Source organism: Schumannella luteola (assembly GCF_013408685.1).
GTDB classification, from domain to species: domain Bacteria; phylum Actinomycetota; class Actinomycetes; order Actinomycetales; family Microbacteriaceae; genus Schumannella; species Schumannella luteola.
This window is the reverse complement of sequence record NZ_JACBZY010000001.1, coordinates 2,921,885-2,942,836: the sequence shown is the minus strand read 5'-3', so window position 1 is coordinate 2,942,836 and position 20,952 is coordinate 2,921,885. Positions and strand designations below refer to the sequence as shown.

The following is a 20,952-nucleotide window of genomic DNA, read 5'->3' as shown; positions in this document are numbered from 1 at the left end:
TCGGCGCGTCGGACAAGCTACAGACCGACTGACTCCCCGAAATCACGGGGATCCGGGGTTCCCGTATCGGGTTCGAGTCCGTTATCCGGCACCGCACCCGCATCGCGGGTGCTCCCGTCGACGGGGTCGTGCACATCCGTTCACCCGCGCGCGGCGGATGTACGGACATACCGTAGGCTCATGGTCGTGACCGACGAGACCGAGATCAGCCGTCCGCGCCGCGTCGTCGTGGCCGAGGACGAGTCCCTCATCCGCCTCGACATCGTGGAGATCCTCCGCGACAACGGCTTCGAGGTCGTCGGCGAGGCCGGCGACGGTGAGACCGCGGTCGCCCTGGCCACCGAGCTCAAGCCCGACCTGGTCGTGATGGATGTCAAGATGCCGCAGCTCGACGGCATCTCGGCTGCCGAGAAGCTCAGCAAGAACCACATCGCCCCGGTCGTGCTGCTCACGGCGTTCAGCCAGAAGGAGCTCGTCGAGCGCGCGAGCGAGGCCGGCGCCCTGGCCTATGTGGTGAAGCCCTTCACGCCCAACGACCTGCTGCCCGCGATCGAGATCGCGCTGAGCCGCTACCAGCAGATCGTCACGCTCGAGTCGGAGGTCGCCGACCTCGTCGAGCGCTTCGAGACGCGCAAGCTCGTCGACCGCGCCAAGGGCCTGCTCAACGAGAAGATGGGCCTCAGCGAGCCCGAGGCGTTCCGCTGGATCCAGAAGGCGTCGATGGATCGCCGTCTCACCATGCACGACGTCGCCCAGGCGATCATCGACCAGCTGGGCGCCAAGAAGTAGCACCGCAGACATCCCGCGAGCCCCCGCTCTCCGTCGTGGAGACCGGGGGCTCGCGGCGTCTCACTGGTCGCGCAGCAGGTTCGTGATGCGGATCGTCGACAGGCGGCGACCCTGCTCGTCGGTGTTGACGATCTCGTGCGTGCACAGCGTGCGGCCGAGCTGCAGTGCGGTGCAGGTGCCGGTGACCCAGCCCTCGGTGACCGAGCGGCTGTGCGTCGCGTTGATCTCGATTCCGACGGCGTAGCGGCCGGGACCGGCGTGGATGGCGGCCGAGATCGATCCGAGCGACTCGCCGAGCACGACGTGGGCTCCGCCGTGCAGCAGGCCGATGACCTGCTGATTGCCCTCGACCGGCATGCGGGCGACCGAGCGCTCGGCCGAGAGCTCGAGGAACTCGATGCCCATCTTGACCGAGAGCGACCCGCCCTTCGTGTTGACGATGCGGTCGACCAGCTCGGGGTCGAGGTCGGGCGGCAGCAGGGTCACGCGGGGGCTCCTTCGCGTCGGATGCGGACCCGGCGAGCCTATGCCGCCGCGGCTGCGTGCGACCCGTCGGCCGTCGCTCTCTGTGGCTCCGGCACTGTCGGAGGTCGTCGCTAGGCTGATCGCGTGCCGGACAACGACAAGCCCACCCTTCTGCTCATCGACGGCCACTCGCTCGCCTTCCGCGCGTTCTACGCGCTGCCGGTCGACAGCTTCGTGACCCGCGACGGACAGCACACCAACGGCATCCACGGGTTCATCTCGATGCTGCTGAACCTGCTGCAGAACGAGAAGCCCACGCACCTCGCCGTCGCCTTCGACATCTCCCGCTTCTCCTTCCGCACGCGCGAGCTGCCCGAGTACAAGGGCACGCGCGCCGAGACCCCGGCCGAGTTCGTCGGCCAGATCCCTCTGCTCGAAGAGGCGCTGCACGCGATGGGCATCACGACCCTGAGCAAAGAGGACTTCGAGGCCGACGACATCCTCGCCACCCTCGCCACCCAGGGTGCGGCCGACGGCTTCCGCGTGCTCGTCGTCTCGGGCGACCGCGACACGATCCAGCTCGTCGACGACGACGTGACCCTGCTCTACCCGAACGTGCGCGGCGTCAGCGAGCTCAAGCGCTACGACCGCGACGCCGTGGTCGAGCGCTACGGCATCGAGCCGGCGCAGTACCCCGAGATCGCCGCACTGGTCGGCGAGACGAGCGACAACCTGGTCGGCATCGACAAGGTCGGCGAGAAGACCGCCGTCAAGTGGATCCAGCAGTACGGCACGGTCGATGAGCTGCTGAAGCACGCCGACGAGATCAAGGGCGTGGTCGGCAACAACCTGCGCGAGCAGCAGGAGCGCGCCGTGCGAAACCGTCGCCTCAACCGCCTCGTGCGCGATGTCGAGCTGCCCGCGAAGCCCGCCGACCTCGAGCGCAAGCCGATCGACGCCGCGGCGGTGCGCGAGGTCTTCGCCCGCCTGCAGTTCCGCACGCTTCTCGACCGCGTCATCAAGCTCGAGGGCACGGCCGAGGATGCGGCGGACGGCGTCGAGCAGACGCTCGCCGGAGCCGGCGCTCCGGCCGTGCGGCAGATGGTCGACGAAGAGCTCGCGAAGTGGCTGCAGACCGCCACGAAGGCGGGGGAGCCGCTCGGTCTGCGTGTCACGGTGAACGGCGGCGAGCTCGACGGCTTCGGCATCGCCACGGCCACCGAGAGCGCCTGGGTGCCGTGGGGCGCGCACCGTCCCGACTACGCCGCCCTCGAGGAGTGGCTGGCGAGCCCGGCGCCGAAGGTGCTGCACGAGTCGAAGCGGGCGATCAAGGCGCTCGCCAAGCTCGACATCCCCCTCGACGGCGTCGTCTTCGACACGGCGATCGCCGGGTGGCTGCTGCGACCGGGCAACAAGCCCGAGACGCTGTCGAAGCAGGTCTACGACCACCTGGGCGAGACGCTGCCCGAGCCCGACCCGAACCAGCTCGTGCCCGAGGCGCAGGTGAGCCCGGCCACCGAGGCCTGGTACCTGCTGCGCCTGCGCGATGAGTTCTCGACGCAGCTCGACGCCGGCTCGCTCGGCGTGCTGACCGACATCGAGGTGCCGCTCATCCCGGTTCTCGCCCGCATGGAGCTGCAGGGCGTCACGGTCGACGCCGAGGTGCTCGGCGACCTCAACTCACGGCTCACCGCCAACGCGAGCGAGTACGCCGCCTCGGCCTACGCCGAGATCGGCCGCGAGGTGAATCTCGGCTCGCCCAAGCAGCTGCAGGAGGTGCTCTTCGAGCAGCTGCAGATGCCGAAGACGCGCGCGAACAAGACCGGCTACTCCACGGATGCGGCCTCGCTCGCCGATCTGCAGGAGAAGAGCCCGCATCCCTTCCTGGCGCTGCTGCTGCAGCATCGCGACGCGACGAAGCTCAAGCAGATGGTCGAGACGCTCGAGAAGGCCATCGCGCCCGACCACCGCGTGCACACGACCTACGAGCAGGCCGGATCGAGCACCGGCCGGCTCTCGTCGAACGACCCGAACCTGCAGAACATCCCGATCAAGACCGAGACCGGCCGCGAGGTGCGCTCGGCGTTCCGCAGCGGTCCCGAGTTCGCGCAGCTGCTCACCGCCGACTACTCGCAGATCGAGATGCGCATCATGGCGCACCTCTCCGGCGACGAGGGCCTGATCGAGGCCTTCCACTCGGGGGAGGACCTGCACCGCTTCGTCGGCGCCCGCATCTTCCATGTCGACCCGGCGGATGTGACGCCGGTCATGCGCACCAAGGTCAAGGCCATGTCGTACGGCCTCGCCTACGGCCTCAGCGCCTTCGGCCTGTCGAAGCAGCTGCGCATCGAGACGAAGGAGGCGAAGGAGCTCATGGCCGACTACTTCGCCCGCTTCGGCGCCGTGCGCGACTACCTGCGCGGCGTCGTCGAGCAGGCGCGCGTCGACGGCTACACGACGACGATCTTCGGCCGCCGCCGACCGTTCCCCGACCTGGTGTCGACGAACCGGGTGCTGCGCGACAACGCCGAGCGTCAGGCGCTCAACTCGCCCATCCAGGGCTCGGCGGCCGACATCATCAAGCGCGCGTCGATCGACATCGACGCCGACATCCGCGACAAGGGCCTCGAATCGCGGATGCTGCTGCAGGTGCACGACGAACTCGTCTTCGAGGTCGTCGAGGGCGAGCAGGACGCGATGGCCGAGATCGTGCGCTCGCGCATGGAGGGCGCCGCCGAGCTCTCGGTGCCGCTCGTCGTGCAGGTCGGCACGGGCCCGAACTGGGATGCCGCCGCCCACTGATCCACCGATCGCGCGGATCGCACCGCCGATATCCGGAACCCCCGTCAGCCCCGTGCTGGCGGGGGTTCCCTCGTGGTGAGCGCCGATCATGTCCGTTTTGCTCCGGGTGCGCCACGCCGCGCCGTCCGCCGGTGTTGACATCCGGACGCAATCGGGCTTTTATGGGCACAGATCAACACAGGACTTTGCCAGCTAAGTCCGCCCGGATCACGAAGAGGTCGATCGATGTACGCACCGGAGCGTCACCAGCAGATCCTCGCCACCGCGCGCTCGCGCGGTCGCGTGGATGTCGCCGGTCTCGCCAAGGAGCTCTCGGTCACCCCGGAGACCGTGCGCCGCGATCTGACGGCCCTCGAGCGCCGCGGCGTACTGCGCCGCGTGCACGGCGGCGCGATCCCCGTCGAGCGCCTCGGCATCGAGCCGGGCGTCGCCGACCGCGAGGTGCGCGCCACGGGGGAGAAGGAGTCGATCGCCCGCGCCGCGCTCGACGAGCTGCCCGACGGCGGCTCGATCATCCTCGACGCCGGCACCACGACGGTGCGCCTGGCCGAGCTGCTGCCCACCGACCGCGAGTTCACGGTCGTCACCCACAGTCTTCCCGTGGCCGCCGCGCTCGTCGCGCGCCCGAACATCAGCCTGCACCTGCTGGGTGGAGTCGTGCGCCCGCGAACCCTCGCCGCCGTCGGCGAGTGGACGCGGGCGCAGATCGGCGAGGTCTTCGCCGACGTGGCGTTCATGGGAACGAACGGCATCAGCGTCGAGCGCGGGCTCACCACGCCCGACATGGCCGAGGCCTCGGTCAAGCGCGAGCTGATCACGGCCGCGCGCCGCACGGTGCTGCTGGCCGATCACTCCAAGTTCGGCCGCGAGGACTTCGCCCGCGTCGCCCCGATCTCGGCGATCGACACGATCATCACTGACGCGGCGATCGACGCCGAGCTCGCCGAAGACCTCGAGAACGCCGGCCCGCGGGTGGTGATCGCGCCGTGATCGTCACGCTCACCATCAACCCGAGCCTCGACCGCACGGTGACGCTCGACCGTCTCGAGCCGGGCCGCGTGCTGCGCACCTCGGCCCCGGTGCTCGAGCCCGGCGGCAAGGGCGTCAACGTCACCCGCGCCCTCGCCGCGAACGGCCACGCCTCGATCGCGGTCGTGCCGGTCGCCGGCGCCGAGGGCAGCGAGCTCGGCCGGCTGCTGGATGCGGCGGGCGTCGACGGCCGCTACGTCGCCGTGAGCGGCCGCACGCGCTCGAACCTCAGCATCGTCGGCGGCGATGGCATCGTCACCAAGCTCAACGAGCCGGGATCGCCGCTCGACGCCGATGATCTGCTCGCGATCGCGACGGCCCTGCGCGGCACCGTCCGCCCGGGCGACTGGCTCGTCGTCTCCGGCAGCGGCACGCCCGGGCTCATCGCCGACGACGTGCGCGCGCTCATCGAGGCCGCGACCGCCGCGGGAGCCTCGGTCGCCGTCGACACGAGCGGCGACCCGCTGGCCGCCGCCGTCGCCGCCGCGCCGCGCATCCTCAAGCCCAATCGTGACGAGCTCGCCGAACTGGTGGGCCGTCCGCTGCGCACGATCGCCGACGTGCTCGAGGCCGCGCGCGAGGTGCGCGACTCGGGCGTCGCGATCGTGCTCGTCACGCTCGGCGCCGCGGGCGCCGTGCTCGTCGCCGACGACACCGAGCTCGTCGGCGAGTCGCCCGTCGCCCGTCCGGTCAGCCCGGTCGGCGCGGGGGACTGCCTGCTCGCCGGGTTCCTCTCGAAGTACGGCAGCGATGAGAGCGATCTCGTCGGGGCCTTCACCGAGGGGCTCACCTGGGGCGCCGCCGCGACGGGGCTCCCCGGCAGCGCGGTGCCCTCGCCGAGCGACCTGCACCCTGAGAACGTCCAGCTGGTATGGCAGCCAGACCTGGATCGGCCCCTCGTGGCCGGCTGACGCCCCTGGCGCCGCTGAAACCTGCACCACCACTACCACCGCAACTCACTCTGTACGAAGGAGTACCCCCGATGTCCGACTACACCCCCGCCGCCACCGGCACCGGGGCCCGCGCCCGCGTTCAGCGGTTCGGCGCGTTCCTCGCCGGCATGGTGATGCCGAACCTGGGCGCGTTCATCGCGTTCGGTATCGTCACCACGCTGTTCATCCCCACCGGCTGGATCAACCTCATCGCCCACTGGGGCGGCCTGCCGGCTGACCAGACCCTCCCGATCACCGACCAGATCGGCTCGATCGTCGGGCCGCTGATCACGATCCTCATCCCGATCCTGATCGCCTACACCGGCGGCAAGAACGTGCACGGCCACCGCGGCGGCGTCGTCGGCGCCGTGGCGCTGATCGGCGCGATGCTCGCCCCGGTCGCGCTGAAGCTCGTCGCGATCCCGCTCAACGGCGAGGAGGTCTCGGCCCCGAAGAGCATCGCCGAGATCGGACCGACCATCCTGGCGGCGTTCGTGCTCGGACCGCTGGCCGCTCTCGTGATGAAGTGGTGGGACAACTTCATCTCCGGCAAGGTGCGCGGCGGCTTCGAGATGCTCGTCGACAACTTCTCGGCCGGCATCGTCGGCGCGGTCTTCGCGGTCATCGGCCTCTACGTCGTCGGCCCGCTGACCTTCTGGATCACGCAGGGCCTCGGCTGGCTGGCGAACGCGCTCGTCAACGCCGGGCTCCTCCCGCTGGTGTCGATCGTCGTCGAGCCCGCCAAGGTGCTGTTCCTCAACAACGCGATCAACCACGGTGTCTTCACCCCGCTCGGCATCGAGCAGGCCGGCGCCGGCGCGGGCCACTCGATCTTCTTCATGATCGAGTCGAACCCCGGGCCCGGCCTCGGCATCCTGACCGCGATGCTCCTCTTCGGACCCCGCGCGATCCGCCCGACCGTCCCGGCCGCGATGGTCGTGCACTTCCTCGGCGGCATCCACGAGATCTACTTCCCCTACGTGCTCATGAAGCCGATCCTCATCGTCGCCGCCATCGTCGGCGGTGCGACCGGTGTGCTCTGGGAGACGATCTTCGGTCTCGGCCTCGTCGGACCCGCGTCGCCGGGCAGCATCATCGCCTGGGTCGCGGTCTCGCCGCCCACGCAGATCCCGCTGATCGTGGCCGGCGTGATCATCTCGGCCGCCGTGACCTTCGTGGTCGGCGCGCTGCTGCTCGGCTTCGGTCGCAAGGAGAGCGCGACGGATGCCGCGATCGATCTGGAAGCGGCTCAGGAGAAGACCGCGCAGAATAAGGCAGAGTCGAAGAACCAGCCCGCGGCCGGTTCCGCGGCCTGACCGACACCGTCACTCACTGAAGGAGACCCCTCATGACAACCATCGACGGATCGAACGTGAAGAAGCTCATCGTCGCCTGCGACGCGGGCATGGGATCGAGCGTCATGCTCGCCTCCACGCTCAAGAAGCAGCTCGCGAAGAGCGGGGTGACGGTCGAGCACTCGCCCGTCGCGCACATCCCGTCGGACGCCGATGTCGTCGTGACCCAGGCGAGCCTGGCCGAGCGCGCCCGCGGCGTCGTCCCCGACGTCCCGGTCGTGCCCTTCCAGCTCTTCCTGGGCGACCCCGCCGTCACCAAGATCGTCAAGGCGATCCAGAACGGCGAGACGGTCGAGGTCTGAGGCGATGAGCGACGAGTCGAACGAGTCGAAGCCGCTGACCGAGCTGCTCGCCGAGCAGTCGATCCGGCTGGAGTCGAGCGCGACGGGCCGGGATGACGCCATCCGTCAGGCCGGCCAGGCGCTGCTCGATGCCGGCGCGATCGACGCGTCGTACATCGACGCGATGCTCGAGCGCGAGAACTCGGTGTCCACCTACGTCGGCGAGGGTGTGGCGATCCCGCATGGCACCCTCGCCGGCAAGGAGGCGGTGAAGTCGGATGCGCTCAGCGTCATCCGCTTCCCCGACACCGTCGACTGGGACGGCAACGAGGTCAGCGTCGCCGTCGGGATCGCCGCGAAGGGCAACGGGCACATCGCCCTGCTCTCGCAGCTCGCGACGATCCTGCTCGACCCGGAGAAGGCGGCCGCCCTGCGCGGCGCCACGACTCCCGAGAAGGTCTACGAGCTGCTCGCCTCCGAGGACGAGGACGAGTAGACCCACGTGAGAGTCGCGAGGTTCCACGCCCCCGGTGACATCCGTCTCGAGACGGATCCCGACCCGGTGGCGTCTGACGACGAGGTCGTGATCCGCGTTCGCGCGTGCTCGACCTGTGGAACCGACGTCAAGATCTCCCGCTCGGGCCACCCGAACATGACCCCTCCGCAGGTCATGGGCCACGAGATCGCGGGAGAGATCACCCAGGTCGGCCGTGCGGTCGACGGCTGGGCTGTCGGGGATCGCGTGCAGGTCATCGCCGCGATCCCCGACGGCACGTGCCGCGAGTGCCGGGCCGGCCACCCTGCGGTGTGCCGCAATCAGCTGTCGATGGGGTACCAGTTCGCGGGCGGCTTCGCCGAGCACATGATCGTGCCCCGCGAGGTGCTCGCGGTCGACGGTCTCAACCGCATCCCCGAAGGTCTCTCCTTCGCCGAGGCCTCGCTGGCCGAGCCGCTCGCCTGCGTGCTCAACGGCCAGGAGATCGCGGGCGTCGGCGCCGGCGACACGGTCGTCGTGATCGGCGCCGGGCCGATCGGCTGCCTGCACGTGCGCCTCGCCCGGGCCCGCGGCGCCGAGCGCGTCATCCTCATCGACCTCAACGCCGAGCGGCTCGCCGCCTCGGCCGAGGTGGTGAAGCCCGATCTGGCTCTCGCGGCCGGCGACGGCGACATCGTCGCCCGGGTTCTGGAGGCCACGGGCGGCGACGGGGCGGATGCGGTCATCACCGCCGCCGCGTCCGGGCGCGCCCAGGAGCTCGGCCTGCAGATGCTGGCCCGGCGCGGACGGCTGAGCCTCTTCGGCGGACTGCCGAAGGATGCCGCCGTGATCGCCCTCGACGCGAACCTCGTGCACTACCGCGAGCTGAGCGTGCTCGGGGTGAACGGCTCCAGCCCCGCCCACAACGCGGAGGCCCTGCGCCTCATCGCGACCGGCGCCGTGCCGGTCGCCGACCTCATCACCCACCGCCTCCCGCTCGAGCAGGTGCTCGAGGGGATCGAGCTCGTCGCCCGCGGCGAGGCGATCAAGGTGACCATCGAGCCGTAGCGCTCGCGCATCCATCCGGATGCCCACGAACTTCCACGACCGACCACGACCCCCGACAACCAGGAGGATCCCATGCCCGAACGCACCGTCACCGTCGCCTCGAGCGTCGGCCTGCACGCCCGTCCCGCCTCGCTGTTCAGCCAGGCCGCGGCGAAGGCCGGCGTCCCCGTCACCCTGACCTCGGCCGCCGGCAAGTCGGTCAACGCCGCCAGCATCCTCGGCGTTCTCTCGCTCGGCATCGGCTCGGGCGAGGAGGTCACGCTGGCCTCCGACGCCGAAGGCTCGGAGGCCGCGCTCGACGAGCTCGTCGCGCTGCTCTCGCGCGACCTCGACAAGGAGTAGTCGCTCCGTCGGAGGCGTGTGCCAGGCTGGGGAGCATGGCGAATGATCCCCAGCCCGGCCGCGCGTCCACCGAACTCGATTCCGTCGCCGAGCGATGGATCGACACCCAGCTCGAGCTCTTCCCCGAGTTCCACGTGTACCTCGGCCGTCCGGGCCGCGAGGGCGAGTACTCCGACTACTCGCCGGAGGGCGCCGAGCGCGCCGTCGCCGCGACCCGCGCCGCGCTGGCCGAGGTCGAGGCCGCACCCGTCGTCGACGAGGTCGACCGGGTCACCAAGCTCGACCTGAGCCGCGAGCTCTCTCTCGCGATCGAGAAGCACGAGGCCGGCTTCCTGCTGCGCGATCTCAACGTCATCGCCTCGCCCGCGCAGGAGCTGCGCGACATCCTCGACCTCGAGCCGACAGCGACGCCGGAGAACTGGGAGGCGATCGCCCGTCGTCTGCGCAACCTCCCGACCGCGCTCGAGGGCTACCAGGCCACGCTGCGCGAGGGCATCCGCACGGGCGTCGTGCCGGCCATCCGCCAGGTGCGCGAGGTCGCGACCCAGGCACGTCGTCAGTCCGCGCCCGAGGGCTTCTTCGGCGAGTTCGCCGGGTCGGCCACGGCCGACGGCGCCGAGCTCCCGGCCGCCCTGCGCGCCGAGCTGAACGAGGCCGCGGCCGGCGCGACCGCCGCCTACGGCCGCCTCGCCGAGTTCCTCGAGCAGGAGCTCGCGCCCGCCGCACCGGAGAAGGACGCCGTGGGCCGTGAGCTCTACGCGCTCGCCTCCCGCGATTTCCTCGGCGCGACCGTCGACCTCGACGAGACCTACGAGTGGGGCATCGAGGAGCTCGCGCGCATGGTCGCCGAGCAGGAGTCGATCGCCGCCGAGATCGTCGCCGGCGGGGGAGTGGCCGAGGCCATCGCCTTCCTCGACGCCGACCCGGCCAGCAAGCTGCACGGCACAGAGGCCCTGCAGCGCTGGATGCAGGAGACCAGCGATCGCGCCATCGAGGAGCTCGGCCGCACCCACTTCGACATCGCGCCCGAGATGCGCGCGCTCGAGTGCCGCATCGCGCCCACGCAGGAGGGCGGCATCTACTACACCGGCCCGTCGGACGACTTCTCCCGCCCGGGCCGGATGTGGTGGAGCGTGCCGGAAGGCGTCACCGAGTTCGACACCTGGCGCGAGCTGACGACCGTCTACCACGAGGGCGTGCCCGGTCATCACCTGCAGATCGCTCAGGCCACCTTCAACAAGGCCGAGCTGAACACCTGGCGCCGCTTCGCCGGCACCTCGGGTCACGCCGAGGGCTGGGCGCTCTACGCCGAGCGCCTCATGGCCGACCTCGGCTACCTCGACGCGCCCGCCGACCGCTTCGGCATGCTCGATGGCCAGCGCATGCGCGCCGCCCGCGTCGTGCTCGACATCGGCGTGCACCTCGAGAAGCGGATGCCGGGCAGCGACAAGGTCTGGACGGGCGACGACGCCTTCCCCTTCCTGCGCGCCAACGTCAACATGCCCGACGAGTTCGTGCGCTTCGAGACGAACCGCTACCTCGGCTGGCCGGGACAGGCGCCGTCGTACAAGGTCGGCCAGCGCATCTGGGAGCAGCTGCGCGACGAGTACCGCCGCCGCGAGGGCGCCGACTTCGGCATGAAGCGCTTCCACACCCGCGCGCTGAACATCGGCGGCGTCGGCCTCGACACCCTGAAGTCGGCGCTGCTGGACTGAGGGCGGGCCCCCGCATGGGGGAGCGGACTGGGAGGAATCCAGCACCTACTCTCGAAGGAGTCGAAAGGTGCTCGACTTGCTCCACAGGATCCGCCTCCTCGTCCCCGCCGCCACGATCGTGGCCATCCTCGCGGGCTGCGCGAGCGCGCCCACGGCGGGATCGCCCGCGCGGGATGCGGTGGTGCCGGCGGCTTCGGCGGCTCCCTCCTCGCCTGCTCCCTCCTCGACAGCGTCTGACGGCGGTGCCTGCTCGGAAGAGATGCTGGCCGTGATGGCGCAGGCCGGAGTCGAGCAGTACGACGGCGTCCTCCCCGCCGAACTGCCAGCGCTCGAGGCGACGTGCATTCTGCGGGTGGCGGGCACGACCGTCGTCGGCGACGGTGGTTCCGTCCCCCTCGACATCCCGGTGCTGCAGGCTTACTACTACGGACGTCCGTCGGCGCAGGTGACCGCGGCGCGCGACGCGCTCATCGCGGGCATGCTGGCACGCGGATTCCAGAGCGAACCCGCGCATGTGAATGAGGGTGGATTCGTCGAGCGCGCCTTCGCGCTTCGCGGCGCCTCCGACGCGGATTCGATCAGCGTCGTCCTCAACTGGATCGACGTGTTGTCGCCCGACGATGCAGCAGGACTGCACCTGCCGTCCGGATCCGCGTACCTCCAGGTGGTGCGCATCGGCGCCCTCTGAGTCGGAGCAGCCGCGGGGGAATCGACCGCGTTGTTGAACGGTTACCTTCCTGTGGCTAAGCTAGAACGTCGCTTCTCTGCGACATCCCATCCGCGCGCCGTCGTCGGAGGGTCCGATTCCACTCAGGTCGAATCGTGCTCGAACTCATCCGAGTTCATCGACGTCGGCCTGACCTGACCCCCGGGCATCCGCCCCACGGAGCAACCACTACATGACTACCGCTACGACCGCCTCGGCCCCCAAGCAGATCGCGATCAACGACATCGGATCCGCTGACGACTTCCTGGCCGCGGTCGAGAAGACGCTGAAGTTCTTCAACGACGGAGACCTCATCGAGGGCACCGTCGTCAAGATCGACCGCGACGAGGTCCTCCTCGACGTCGGCTACAAGACCGAGGGTGTCATCCCCTCGCGCGAGCTCTCGATCAAGCACGACGTCGACCCCAACGAGGTCGTCGAGGTCGGCGACACCGTCGAGGCCCTCGTTCTCCAGAAGGAGGACAAGGAAGGCCGCCTGATCCTGTCGAAGAAGCGCGCGCAGTACGAGCGCGCCTGGGGCGACGTGGAGAAGATCAAGGAGTCCGACGGCGTCGTCACTGGCACCGTCATCGAGGTCGTCAAGGGCGGCCTCATCGTCGACATCGGCCTCCGCGGCTTCCTCCCCGCCTCGCTCATCGAGCTGCGTCGCGTCCGCGACCTCACGCCGTACCTCGGCCAGGAGATCGAGGCGAAGATCCTCGAGCTCGACAAGAACCGCAACAACGTGGTCCTGAGCCGTCGTGCCCTGCTCGAGCAGACCCAGTCGGAGTCGCGCTCGACCTTCCTCAACAACCTCTCGAAGGGCCAGGTCCGCAAGGGCGTCGTCTCGTCGATCGTCAACTTCGGCGCGTTCGTCGACCTGGGCGGCGTGGACGGCCTCGTGCACGTCTCCGAGCTCAGCTGGAAGCACATCGAGCACGCCAGCGAGGTCGTCGAGGTCGGCCAGGAGGTCACCGTCGAGATCCTCGAGGTCGACCTGGAGCGCGAGCGCGTGTCGCTGTCGCTCAAGGCGACCCAGGAGGACCCGTGGCAGGTCTTCGCCCGCACCCACGCGATCGGCCAGATCGCTCCGGGCAAGGTCACCAAGCTCGTCCCCTTCGGCGCCTTCGTGCGCGTGGCCGACGGCATCGAGGGCCTCGTGCACATCTCGGAGCTCTCGACCAAGCACGTCGAGCTCGCCGAGCAGGTCGTGTCGGTCGGCGACGAGGTCTTCGTCAAGGTCATCGACATCGATCTCGACCGTCGTCGCATCAGCCTCTCGCTGAAGCAGGCCAACGAGGGCATCGACCCGAACTCGAACGAGTTCGACTCGGGCCTGGCCGCGCTGTACGGCATGGTCACCGAGTACGACGAGCAGGGCAACTACAAGTACCCCGAGGGCTTCGACCCGGAGACGGGCGAGTGGCTCGAGGGCTTCGAGGCCCAGCGCGAGGCCTGGGAGGGCGAGTACGCCGCTGCCCAGACCCGCTGGGAGGCGCACAAGGCGCAGATCCTCGCGGCCGAGGCGGCCGGCGACAACGAGGACTTCCTCCCCAGCACGTCGTCGAGCTACTCGAGCGACAGCGGCAGCGGAACCCTCGCCGACGACGAGTCGCTCGCGGCTCTGCGCGAGAAGCTGTCGGGTAACGCCTGATCGCAGCCTGATCGGTCGTGAGACCGAGATCGCTTCGGAAGCCGGTCAGCGCCTTCGGGTGCTGGCCGGCTTCCGGCGTCAAGCCGCATAACGGGGGCTGAGGCCGACGGGGCGGCAGCACCTAGGCTGGATCGGTGAGCTGGATCGGACTGACTGGGGGGATCGCGGCGGGCAAGAGCGCCGTCGCGCAGCGACTGGCGGAGCACGGCGCCGTCATCATCGACGCGGATGTCGTCGCCCGCGAGGTCGTCGAGCCCGGCACACCGGGTCTCGCCCGCATCGTCGAGGAGTTCGGGCCCGAGGTGGTGGATGCCGACGGCCGCCTCATCCGCCCGGCGCTCGGCGCGATCGTCTTCAGCGATCCGGCGAAGCGCGTCGTGCTCGAGGGCATCACGCATCCGGCCATCCGCGAGCGCACCCGCGCCCTGCGCGATGCGGCGCTGGCCGCCGACCCGGATGCGGTCGTCGTCAACGACGTGCCGCTGCTGGTCGAGTCGCGGGGTCGCGAGCACGGCTTCGACGAGGTGATCGTCGTGCACGCTCCCGCCGAGGAGCGCATCCGTCGCATGGTCGAGCTGCGCGGCATGGACCGCGCCGAGGCCGAGCGCCGCATCGCCGCGCAGGCGAGCGACGAGGAGCGGCTCGCCGTCGCGACGACGGTGATCGACGCCTCGGGCACGCTCGCGCAGACGCTCGCCCAGGTCGACGAGTGGTGGGCGGCGCATCGGGGCTGAGTCCCGCAGTCGCGACCGTGGCGCAGCCGACGCGGCGGCGGCTCCTGCGCTCTGCGCGCAGGCTGGACGCGCCAGCGCGTGTCGGTGGCCGTCCCTAGGCTGGAGTCATGGAACCGACCCGCTCCGTCCGCCCCTTCGAGGTCATCTCGGAGTACCAGCCGAGCGGCGACCAGCCGACCGCGATCAAGCAGCTGGCGGGGCGCATCAACGCCGGAGAGACCGACATCGTGCTGCTCGGCGCGACCGGAACCGGCAAGTCGGCGACGACCGCCTGGCTGATCGAGCAGGTGCAGCGCCCGACGCTCGTGCTCGCGCACAACAAGACCCTCGCGGCGCAGCTCGCGAACGAGTTCCGCGACCTGCTGCCGAACAACGCGGTCGAGTACTTCGTCAGCTACTACGACTACTACCAGCCCGAGGCCTACGTGCCGCAGACGGACACCTTCATCGAGAAGGACTCCTCGGTCAACGCCGAGGTCGAGCGCCTGCGGCACTCCACGACGAATTCGCTGCTCTCCCGGCGCGACGTCGTCGTCGTGTCGACGGTCTCCTGCATCTACGGTCTGGGCGCCGCGGAGGAGTACCTGGATGCGATGGTCGCGGTGCAGGTGGGCGATCGCGTCTCGCGCGACCGGCTCATCCGCCAGTTCGTCGGCATGCAGTACGAGCGCAACGACATCGACTTCTCTCGTGGCAAGTTCCGCGTGCGCGGCGACACGATCGAGATCATCCCGATGTACGAGGAGCACGCGCTGCGCATCGAGATGTTCGGCGACGAGATCGAGGCGCTCTACGAGCTGCACGCGCTCACCGGCGAGGTGATCCGCAAGATGGATGCGATCTCGATCTTCCCGGCCACGCACTACGCCGCGAGCCCCGAGACGATGCACAAGGCGATCGGCACGATCAAGACCGAGCTGGGGGAGAGGTTGCCCGAGCTCGAGCGCCAGGGCAAGCTGCTCGAGGCCCAGCGACTGCGCATGCGCACGACCTTCGACCTCGAGATGATGGAGCAGATCGGCTTCTGCAACGGCATCGAGAACTACTCCCGCCACATGGACGGCCGCGTGGCCGGTCAGCCGCCGAACACGCTGCTCGACTACTTCCCCGACGACTTCCTCGTCGTGATCGACGAGTCGCACGTGACCGTGCCGCAGATCGGCGCGATGTACGAGGGCGATGCGAGCCGCAAGCGCACCCTGGTCGAGCACGGATTCCGCCTGCCGAGCGCGCTCGACAACCGGCCGCTGCGCTGGGAGGAGTTCCTCGACCGCGTCGGCCAGAAGGTGTACCTCTCGGCCACCCCCGGCCGCTACGAGATGGGCGTCGCCGACGGCATCGTCGAGCAGATCATCCGCCCGACCGGCCTGGTCGACCCGCAGATCGTCGTCAAGCCCTCGAAGGGGCAGATCGACGACCTGCTCGAGGAGATCCGCACCCGTGTCGAGCGCGACGAGCGCGTGCTGGTCACCACGCTGACGAAGAAGATGGCCGAGGAGCTCACCGACTTCCTCAGCGAGGCCGGCGTGCAGGTGCGCTACCTGCACAGCGACGTCGACACCCTGCGCCGCGTCGAGCTGCTGACCGAGTTGCGCGCCGGCGTCTACGACGTGCTCGTCGGCATCAACCTGCTGCGCGAAGGCCTCGACCTGCCCGAGGTGTCGCTCGTCGCGATCCTCGACGCCGACAAGGAGGGCTTCCTGCGCAGCTCGACCTCGCTCATCCAGACGATCGGCCGCGCGGCTCGCAACGTCTCGGGCGAGGTGCACATGTACGCCGACAACATCACCGACTCGATGGCCTCGGCGATCGAGGAGACCGAGCGTCGGCGCGAGAAGCAGATCGCCTACAACACCGAGAACGGCATCGAGCCGACCGCTCTGCGCAAGCGCATCGCCGACATCACCGACGTGCTCGCTCGCGAGGGCGCCGACACGGCGAAGCTGCTCTCGGGCCGCGACACCGGCAAGCGCGCTGCGACACCCAACCTGCGCCGCGAGGGGCTCGCAGCGAAGGGCGCGAACGAGCTCGAGGCGATCATCGCCGACCTCAACAGCCAGATGCTGGCCGCCGCCGACGAGCTCAAGTTCGAGCTCGCGGGACGACTGCGCGACGAGCTCTCCGACCTCAAGAAGGAGCTGCGTCAGATGGAGGCCGCCGGCCACGTGCGCTGAGCGCCGATGGGGAGCGGTGTCCATCGCGCCCGTGCCCTCGCAGGGTCACCATGGATCCATCGCCGCCCGGCGTCGGAGTGCCCTCGACTTCCCGGGCGGGGTTTCCCGACTCCACGACGACCGCACGGAGCAGAGCGCATGTCCACCCCGAACGATCCGAACTCCTCCTCGCCGCCGCCGAGCACGGACGCGAGCGGCGGGTTCGGATACGGCGCGCCGCAGGCCGCACCGCGACGACAGCCGGTCGCGCCGCAGAGCGCCGGCGCCGGAACCCCGTACGGCGCCCCCTACGGCGGAGCACGATCCCTCTCATCGATGTCGGTCTCCGGCGCCGACGGACGTCATCCCGGCTACCCGAACTCGACGCCGGGCACGACCGGGCTCGCTCGCGGCATCGTGATCGGCGGAATGGTGATCGCCGCGCTCGTCGTCGGCGTCGTCGCCGTGAACACGATCCGCGAGGTCGCCTTCTCGCCGCAGGCCGTCGCGCGCGAATACCTGAATGCGATCGCCTCGGGCGATCTCGAGAGGGCCGACGAGATGATCGAGCCCGACGGCAAGGGCGATCCCGGAGCCACGCTCGTGACGAGCGACGTGCTGAAGTCGGCCGAGAACCGCATCAGCGACGTCAGGGTCTCGCGAGTGTCGAGCGGCGGCTACGCGACCGTCAGCTACACGCTCGATGGCCGTACCACCAGCGCCACCCTGCGCCTCGAGCGCGAGGGCACGCAGGCCGTGTTCTTCGACAAGTGGGTCATCGCCGATTCGCTCGCCGGCACGATCGCGATCAGCGCCCGGAGCTCGAACACGGTCTCGGTGAACGGCGTCGATGTCGACCTGCCCGCGAGGACCTACGGCAGCATCCGTCTGATCGCCTACCCGGGTGTCTACAACCTGACGATTCCCGACACCAGCAAGTGGGTCGTGGCCGACAAGGCCAAGCTCACAATCGGCCGCAGCGGCCGGTCGTATCAGTCGGCCGACCTCGCGGTCACGCCGACCGCCGCGCTCGAGAAGGAGGTCGAGTCGCAGGTCAGGGCCCACCTCGACGACTGCGCCGCCAGCACGGACGCCCGCCCGAGAGGCTGCCCGTTCCGCGTGTCCGCTTATGGCGACGTGCAGGGGCTCGGCTGGAAGATCGACAGCTACCCCGACCTGTCTCTCCAATCGGACCGCGGCATCCGCTTCTCGGGTGAGAGCGGATCGGCCACGGCGACGTATCAGCAGCGCTCTGGCGCGAGCTCGGCGTACACCACGCGGGTCGACACTGACACGTTCTCGCTCTACGGCGACGTGCGGATCTCGGGCGACACGGTGCGGGTCACCTTCTCGTGACCGGCGGGACCGCGGATGGGGAGTCGTCTCCATCGCGCGCCGGCGCCGCCGCGGGGGAGGATGGATCCGACACGACGTCGAATCGCCCTCGGGTTCCCCGTAGGGTGATGCGGAGTCCTTCACCGGACCGACGACACCTGACGACGATCACGACACCTCACGAGCACGGAGCGCACCCCATGTCGACGCCTTACGATCCGAACACCCCCCAGCAGCCCCAGGGCGGCTTCGGCTACGGGTCGCAGCAGCAGCCGCAGGGTGGTCAGCCCACCGCCTCCCAGCCGGGCGCGACGCCCTACGGCGCCCCGCAGCAGCCCCAGCAGCAGGCCTACGCCGGCGCCCCCGGCAAGCCGGCCAAGCCCGCCGCCCCGCGCCACCCCGGCTACCCGAACGCGAACCCCGGCATGTCGGGACTCGCCCGCGGCATCGTCATCGGCGGCATCGTGCTCGGCGCCGTGATCGTCGGCGCCGTCGGACTCAACGTCGTCAGCTCGACCTTCTTCTCGCCGCAGACGGTCGCCCGCGACTACATGAACGCGATCGCCTCGGGCGACCTCGCGAAGGCCACGAAGATGGTCGAGCCCGAGAGCACCAGCCGCGACGACACGACCCTGCTCGACAGCAAGGACGTGCTCGCGAAGGCCGAGAACCGCATCAGCGACGTGCAGGTCGGCAACGTCGGCGCCGGCGGCTACACCCGCGTCACCTTCACCGTCGACGGACGCAAGCAGTCGGTCAGCCTACAGCTCGCCCGCGCCGGCAAGCAGGCGGTGTTCTTCGACAAGTGGGTCGTCGACAAGTCGATCGCGCGCCCGATCGGCGTCAGCGCGAGCGGCGCCGACTCGGTGTCGGTCAACGGCGTCGAGGTCGACGTGGCGCGCAAGTCGGGCGGCTACCTCAGCATCCTCGCCTACCCCGGCGTCTACGACGTCGGCACCCCGGATTCGAACAAGTGGCTCGAGGCCGAGAACGCGAAGATCGTGGTCGGCGCCTACGGCTCCGACGGCAGCGCCGACATCGACATCCAGCCCACCGCGGCGCTGCAGAAGGAGGTCGAGAAGCAGATCGCGGCGAACCTCGACAAGTGCGCCGCGAGCACCGAGGCCCGTCCGTCGGGATGCCCCTTCTACACCTACGCCTACGGCGACTACCAGGGCCTGACCTGGAAGGTCGACAGCTACCCGACCATCAAGATCCAGAACGGCAGCACGCTGCGCTTCACCGGCGACGGCGGCAAGGCGACGGCGACCTACCAGCAGCGCTACAGCTCGAGCAGCGACTACACGCCGAAGACCGACACCGACACCTTCTACCTCTTCGGCACGATCAAGGTGTCGGGCGACAAGGTGACCGTCAGCTACCAGTGATCGCGGCTCGCGCTGCCCGGACCGCCGGAGCCGGCCCGGCCGGCACGCAGCACCGCACCACACCGTCCGCACAGCGGCCGTCGACTCCGAGTCGGCGGCCGCTGCCGCGTTCCCGGGCGGTCGCCCGGTTCCCGACAGCCGCTCGCAATAGAGTGACGCCATGAGCGATCGGTGGAGCCACATCTCGTCTTCGCCCACCCGCAGCGGCGCCGACGCCGGCGCCGAGCTGAACGCCGACGACCTCTTCGCCACGGCGGCTCCGGTCGATCCGCCGCTCGACGAGCGGCTGCGGCAGGCCTACTTCTGGCTCGTCAACCGCGCCGTGATCTCGCCCTTCTACGATGTCGAGTTCTCGCGGGACGCACCGCTCAGCTTCGAGCTCGGCGACGCCGGCGCCCGCCTCGAGCTGGCCACCGACCAGTCCTACTCGTCGAACGTGCTGCTGCCGCTGCTGACCTTCGCGGTCGGCGGCCGCTGTCTGCTGATCGGCGGCCCGGGACGCGGCAAGACGACGCTCGCCGTGCTGATGGGCGTGCTCGCCGGCGACGAGCCGACACGGGTGCGCACCTCGGTCGTGCAGGGGCAGCCGCAGCTGACCGTGAGCGACCTGGTCGGCGCCCCGCTGCCGCGCGATCTCGTCGAGGCCGACAGCCTGGATGCGGTGCGCGTCGCCTGGCGCGGCTGGCTCGCCCGGCCGGTCAAGATCGTCGACGAATACAACCGCATCCCGACGAAGACGCAGTCGGCGCTGCTCACCATGGTGGCCGAGGGCTACGTCGAGAGCTACGACCAGCAGCTGCGCACCGCGGGGGAGTCGGGCGTCGACGCCTGGTACTTCACCGCGAACGACGACGCCGGCGGCGGCACCTTCCCGGTCATCCAGGCGCTGCGCGATCGCATGGACGTGACGGTCGCGGCGCTCGGCTTCAACAGCCGCTTCTTCGGTGAGCTGGTGGCGCGGGTCGAGGCCGGCGAGCGCCCCGAGGAGCATGTGCCGGTCGAGCTGCGCTTCGACGCCGACCGGCGCACGCGGATGGCGGCCGAGGTCCGCGCGGTGCCGCTGCCCGCCGAGGTGCGGCGTCGGCTGGAGTTCTTCACGAGCCACTTCGAGTTCGTGCAGCACGGCGGGCGCGCCTTCGAGTACCGCACGAAGGACACGGTCGCGACGGGCGGCGCGAGCGTCTCCGAGGCGATCGAGAGCAACGGCGGCGCCGACCTCGAGGTCGATCTCGGCGCGCAGACCGTCAACAGCATCTCGGTGCGAGCCTTGCAGACCCTCATCCTCTACGCGAAGGCGATGGCCTGGTTCCGGGGCGTCGGCGCGGTGACGCTCGACGACGTCGCCGCGGTTCTGCCCTTCGTGCTGCGCGGCAAGCTGCTGCCGAACCCGACGCATCCGCGCTTCGAGGGAGAGCTCGATCGCGAGCTGGCGACGGATGCGGTGGCCTGGCTGCGCGACCTGTGGCGGCAGTCGGGCGAGCAGTTCCGTTCGCTCGGTCTCGACCGCGACGACCCCGTCGGCGCTTTGCTGGCGCAGGCGTCCGGCGGCCTCGAGGGGCTCGACGCGCTCGAGACCTCCCGCCGGATCACGGCGGTCGAGGCGGCGATCGGCGCGATCGCCGCGACCCGCAAGCTCTACGGGCGCCACTACGACGAGCTGCTCGCCTTGAAGTACCTGCACCAGCGCTACACGAACTACCTGCGCTGGCTGGAGTCGACCGGCCGATGA

General features: G+C 70.0%; 18 protein-coding genes. 17 read left to right on the top strand and 1 reads right to left on the bottom strand.

Features of this window, described 5'->3' with window-relative positions:
• Positions 1-186: 186 nt before the first annotated feature.
• A complete protein-coding gene (locus BJ979_RS13360; RefSeq protein ID WP_255447266.1) occupies positions 187-789 on the top strand; it encodes an ANTAR domain-containing response regulator in 603 nt (200 codons plus the stop codon).
• Between the two features lie 60 nt (positions 790-849).
• Here the strand turns inward: BJ979_RS13360 and BJ979_RS13355 are convergent, their stop codons facing one another.
• Positions 850-1,266, bottom strand: a complete 417-nt coding sequence (locus tag BJ979_RS13355; protein WP_246287164.1) for a PaaI family thioesterase — start codon at positions 1,264-1,266, stop codon at positions 850-852.
• 132 nt (positions 1,267-1,398) lie between these two features.
• On the opposite strand from BJ979_RS13355, the gene polA reads away from it, so the two are divergent.
• From polA to BJ979_RS13275, 16 genes are all read left to right on the top strand, one after another.
• Positions 1,399-4,056, top strand: coding sequence for a DNA polymerase I (gene polA / locus BJ979_RS13350; RefSeq protein ID WP_179568588.1), 2,658 nt, complete (start codon positions 1,399-1,401; stop codon positions 4,054-4,056).
• Between the two features lie 225 nt (positions 4,057-4,281).
• Positions 4,282-5,046 carry a DeoR/GlpR family DNA-binding transcription regulator gene (locus BJ979_RS13345; protein WP_141163653.1) on the top strand — a complete coding sequence of 255 codons (765 nt, stop codon included), beginning with the start codon at positions 4,282-4,284 and terminating at the stop codon, positions 5,044-5,046.
• Positions 5,043-5,996 carry a 1-phosphofructokinase family hexose kinase gene (locus tag BJ979_RS13340; RefSeq protein ID WP_179568586.1) on the top strand — a complete coding sequence of 318 codons (954 nt, stop codon included), beginning with the start codon at positions 5,043-5,045 and terminating at the stop codon, positions 5,994-5,996. The genes BJ979_RS13345 and BJ979_RS13340 overlap by 4 nt, the downstream gene beginning before the upstream one ends.
• 71 nt (positions 5,997-6,067) lie before the next feature.
• Positions 6,068-7,333, top strand: a complete 1,266-nt coding sequence (locus tag BJ979_RS13335; RefSeq protein WP_179568584.1) for a PTS transporter subunit EIIC — start codon at positions 6,068-6,070, stop codon at positions 7,331-7,333.
• A 32-nt stretch (positions 7,334-7,365) separates the two neighbouring features.
• Positions 7,366-7,674: a PTS sugar transporter subunit IIBC family protein gene (locus BJ979_RS13330; RefSeq protein ID WP_179568582.1), complete on the top strand. Its 309-nt coding sequence runs from the start codon at positions 7,366-7,368 to the stop codon at positions 7,672-7,674.
• A gap of 4 nt (positions 7,675-7,678) precedes the next feature.
• The gene (locus tag BJ979_RS13325) at positions 7,679-8,149 is read left to right on the top strand and encodes a PTS mannitol transporter subunit IIA (RefSeq protein ID WP_179568580.1); all 471 of its coding nucleotides are present in this window, start codon (positions 7,679-7,681) and stop codon (positions 8,147-8,149) included.
• 6 nt (positions 8,150-8,155) lie between these two features.
• A complete protein-coding gene (locus BJ979_RS13320) occupies positions 8,156-9,196 on the top strand; it encodes a zinc-dependent dehydrogenase (protein ID WP_179568578.1) in 1,041 nt (346 codons plus the stop codon).
• A 72-nt stretch (positions 9,197-9,268) separates the two neighbouring features.
• On the top strand, positions 9,269-9,538 hold the full coding sequence (locus BJ979_RS13315) for an HPr family phosphocarrier protein (RefSeq protein WP_141163647.1): 270 nt from the start codon (positions 9,269-9,271) through the stop codon (positions 9,536-9,538).
• A 35-nt stretch (positions 9,539-9,573) separates the two neighbouring features.
• Positions 9,574-11,253, top strand: coding sequence for a DUF885 domain-containing protein (locus BJ979_RS13310; protein WP_179568576.1), 1,680 nt, complete (start codon positions 9,574-9,576; stop codon positions 11,251-11,253).
• Between the two features lie 67 nt (positions 11,254-11,320).
• Positions 11,321-11,941, top strand: a complete 621-nt coding sequence (locus BJ979_RS13305) for a hypothetical protein (protein WP_179568574.1) — start codon at positions 11,321-11,323, stop codon at positions 11,939-11,941.
• Positions 11,942-12,152: 211 nt separating this feature from the next.
• On the top strand, positions 12,153-13,613 hold the full coding sequence (rpsA, locus tag BJ979_RS13300; protein ID WP_179568572.1) for a 30S ribosomal protein S1: 1,461 nt from the start codon (positions 12,153-12,155) through the stop codon (positions 13,611-13,613).
• Positions 13,614-13,747: 134 nt separating this feature from the next.
• Positions 13,748-14,347: a dephospho-CoA kinase gene (gene coaE, locus BJ979_RS13295; protein WP_179568570.1), complete on the top strand. Its 600-nt coding sequence runs from the start codon at positions 13,748-13,750 to the stop codon at positions 14,345-14,347.
• 107 nt (positions 14,348-14,454) lie between these two features.
• Entirely contained in the window at positions 14,455-16,521 is a 2,067-nt protein-coding gene (uvrB, locus tag BJ979_RS13290) for an excinuclease ABC subunit UvrB (RefSeq protein ID WP_179568568.1), read from the top strand.
• A gap of 138 nt (positions 16,522-16,659) precedes the next feature.
• Positions 16,660-17,856, top strand: a complete 1,197-nt coding sequence (locus tag BJ979_RS13285) for a zinc ribbon domain-containing protein (RefSeq protein ID WP_179568566.1) — start codon at positions 16,660-16,662, stop codon at positions 17,854-17,856.
• A 179-nt stretch (positions 17,857-18,035) separates the two neighbouring features.
• Positions 18,036-19,223, top strand: a complete 1,188-nt coding sequence (locus tag BJ979_RS13280; protein WP_179568564.1) for a hypothetical protein — start codon at positions 18,036-18,038, stop codon at positions 19,221-19,223.
• A gap of 160 nt (positions 19,224-19,383) precedes the next feature.
• Positions 19,384-20,952: an AAA family ATPase gene (locus BJ979_RS13275; protein ID WP_179568562.1), complete on the top strand. Its 1,569-nt coding sequence runs from the start codon at positions 19,384-19,386 to the stop codon at positions 20,950-20,952.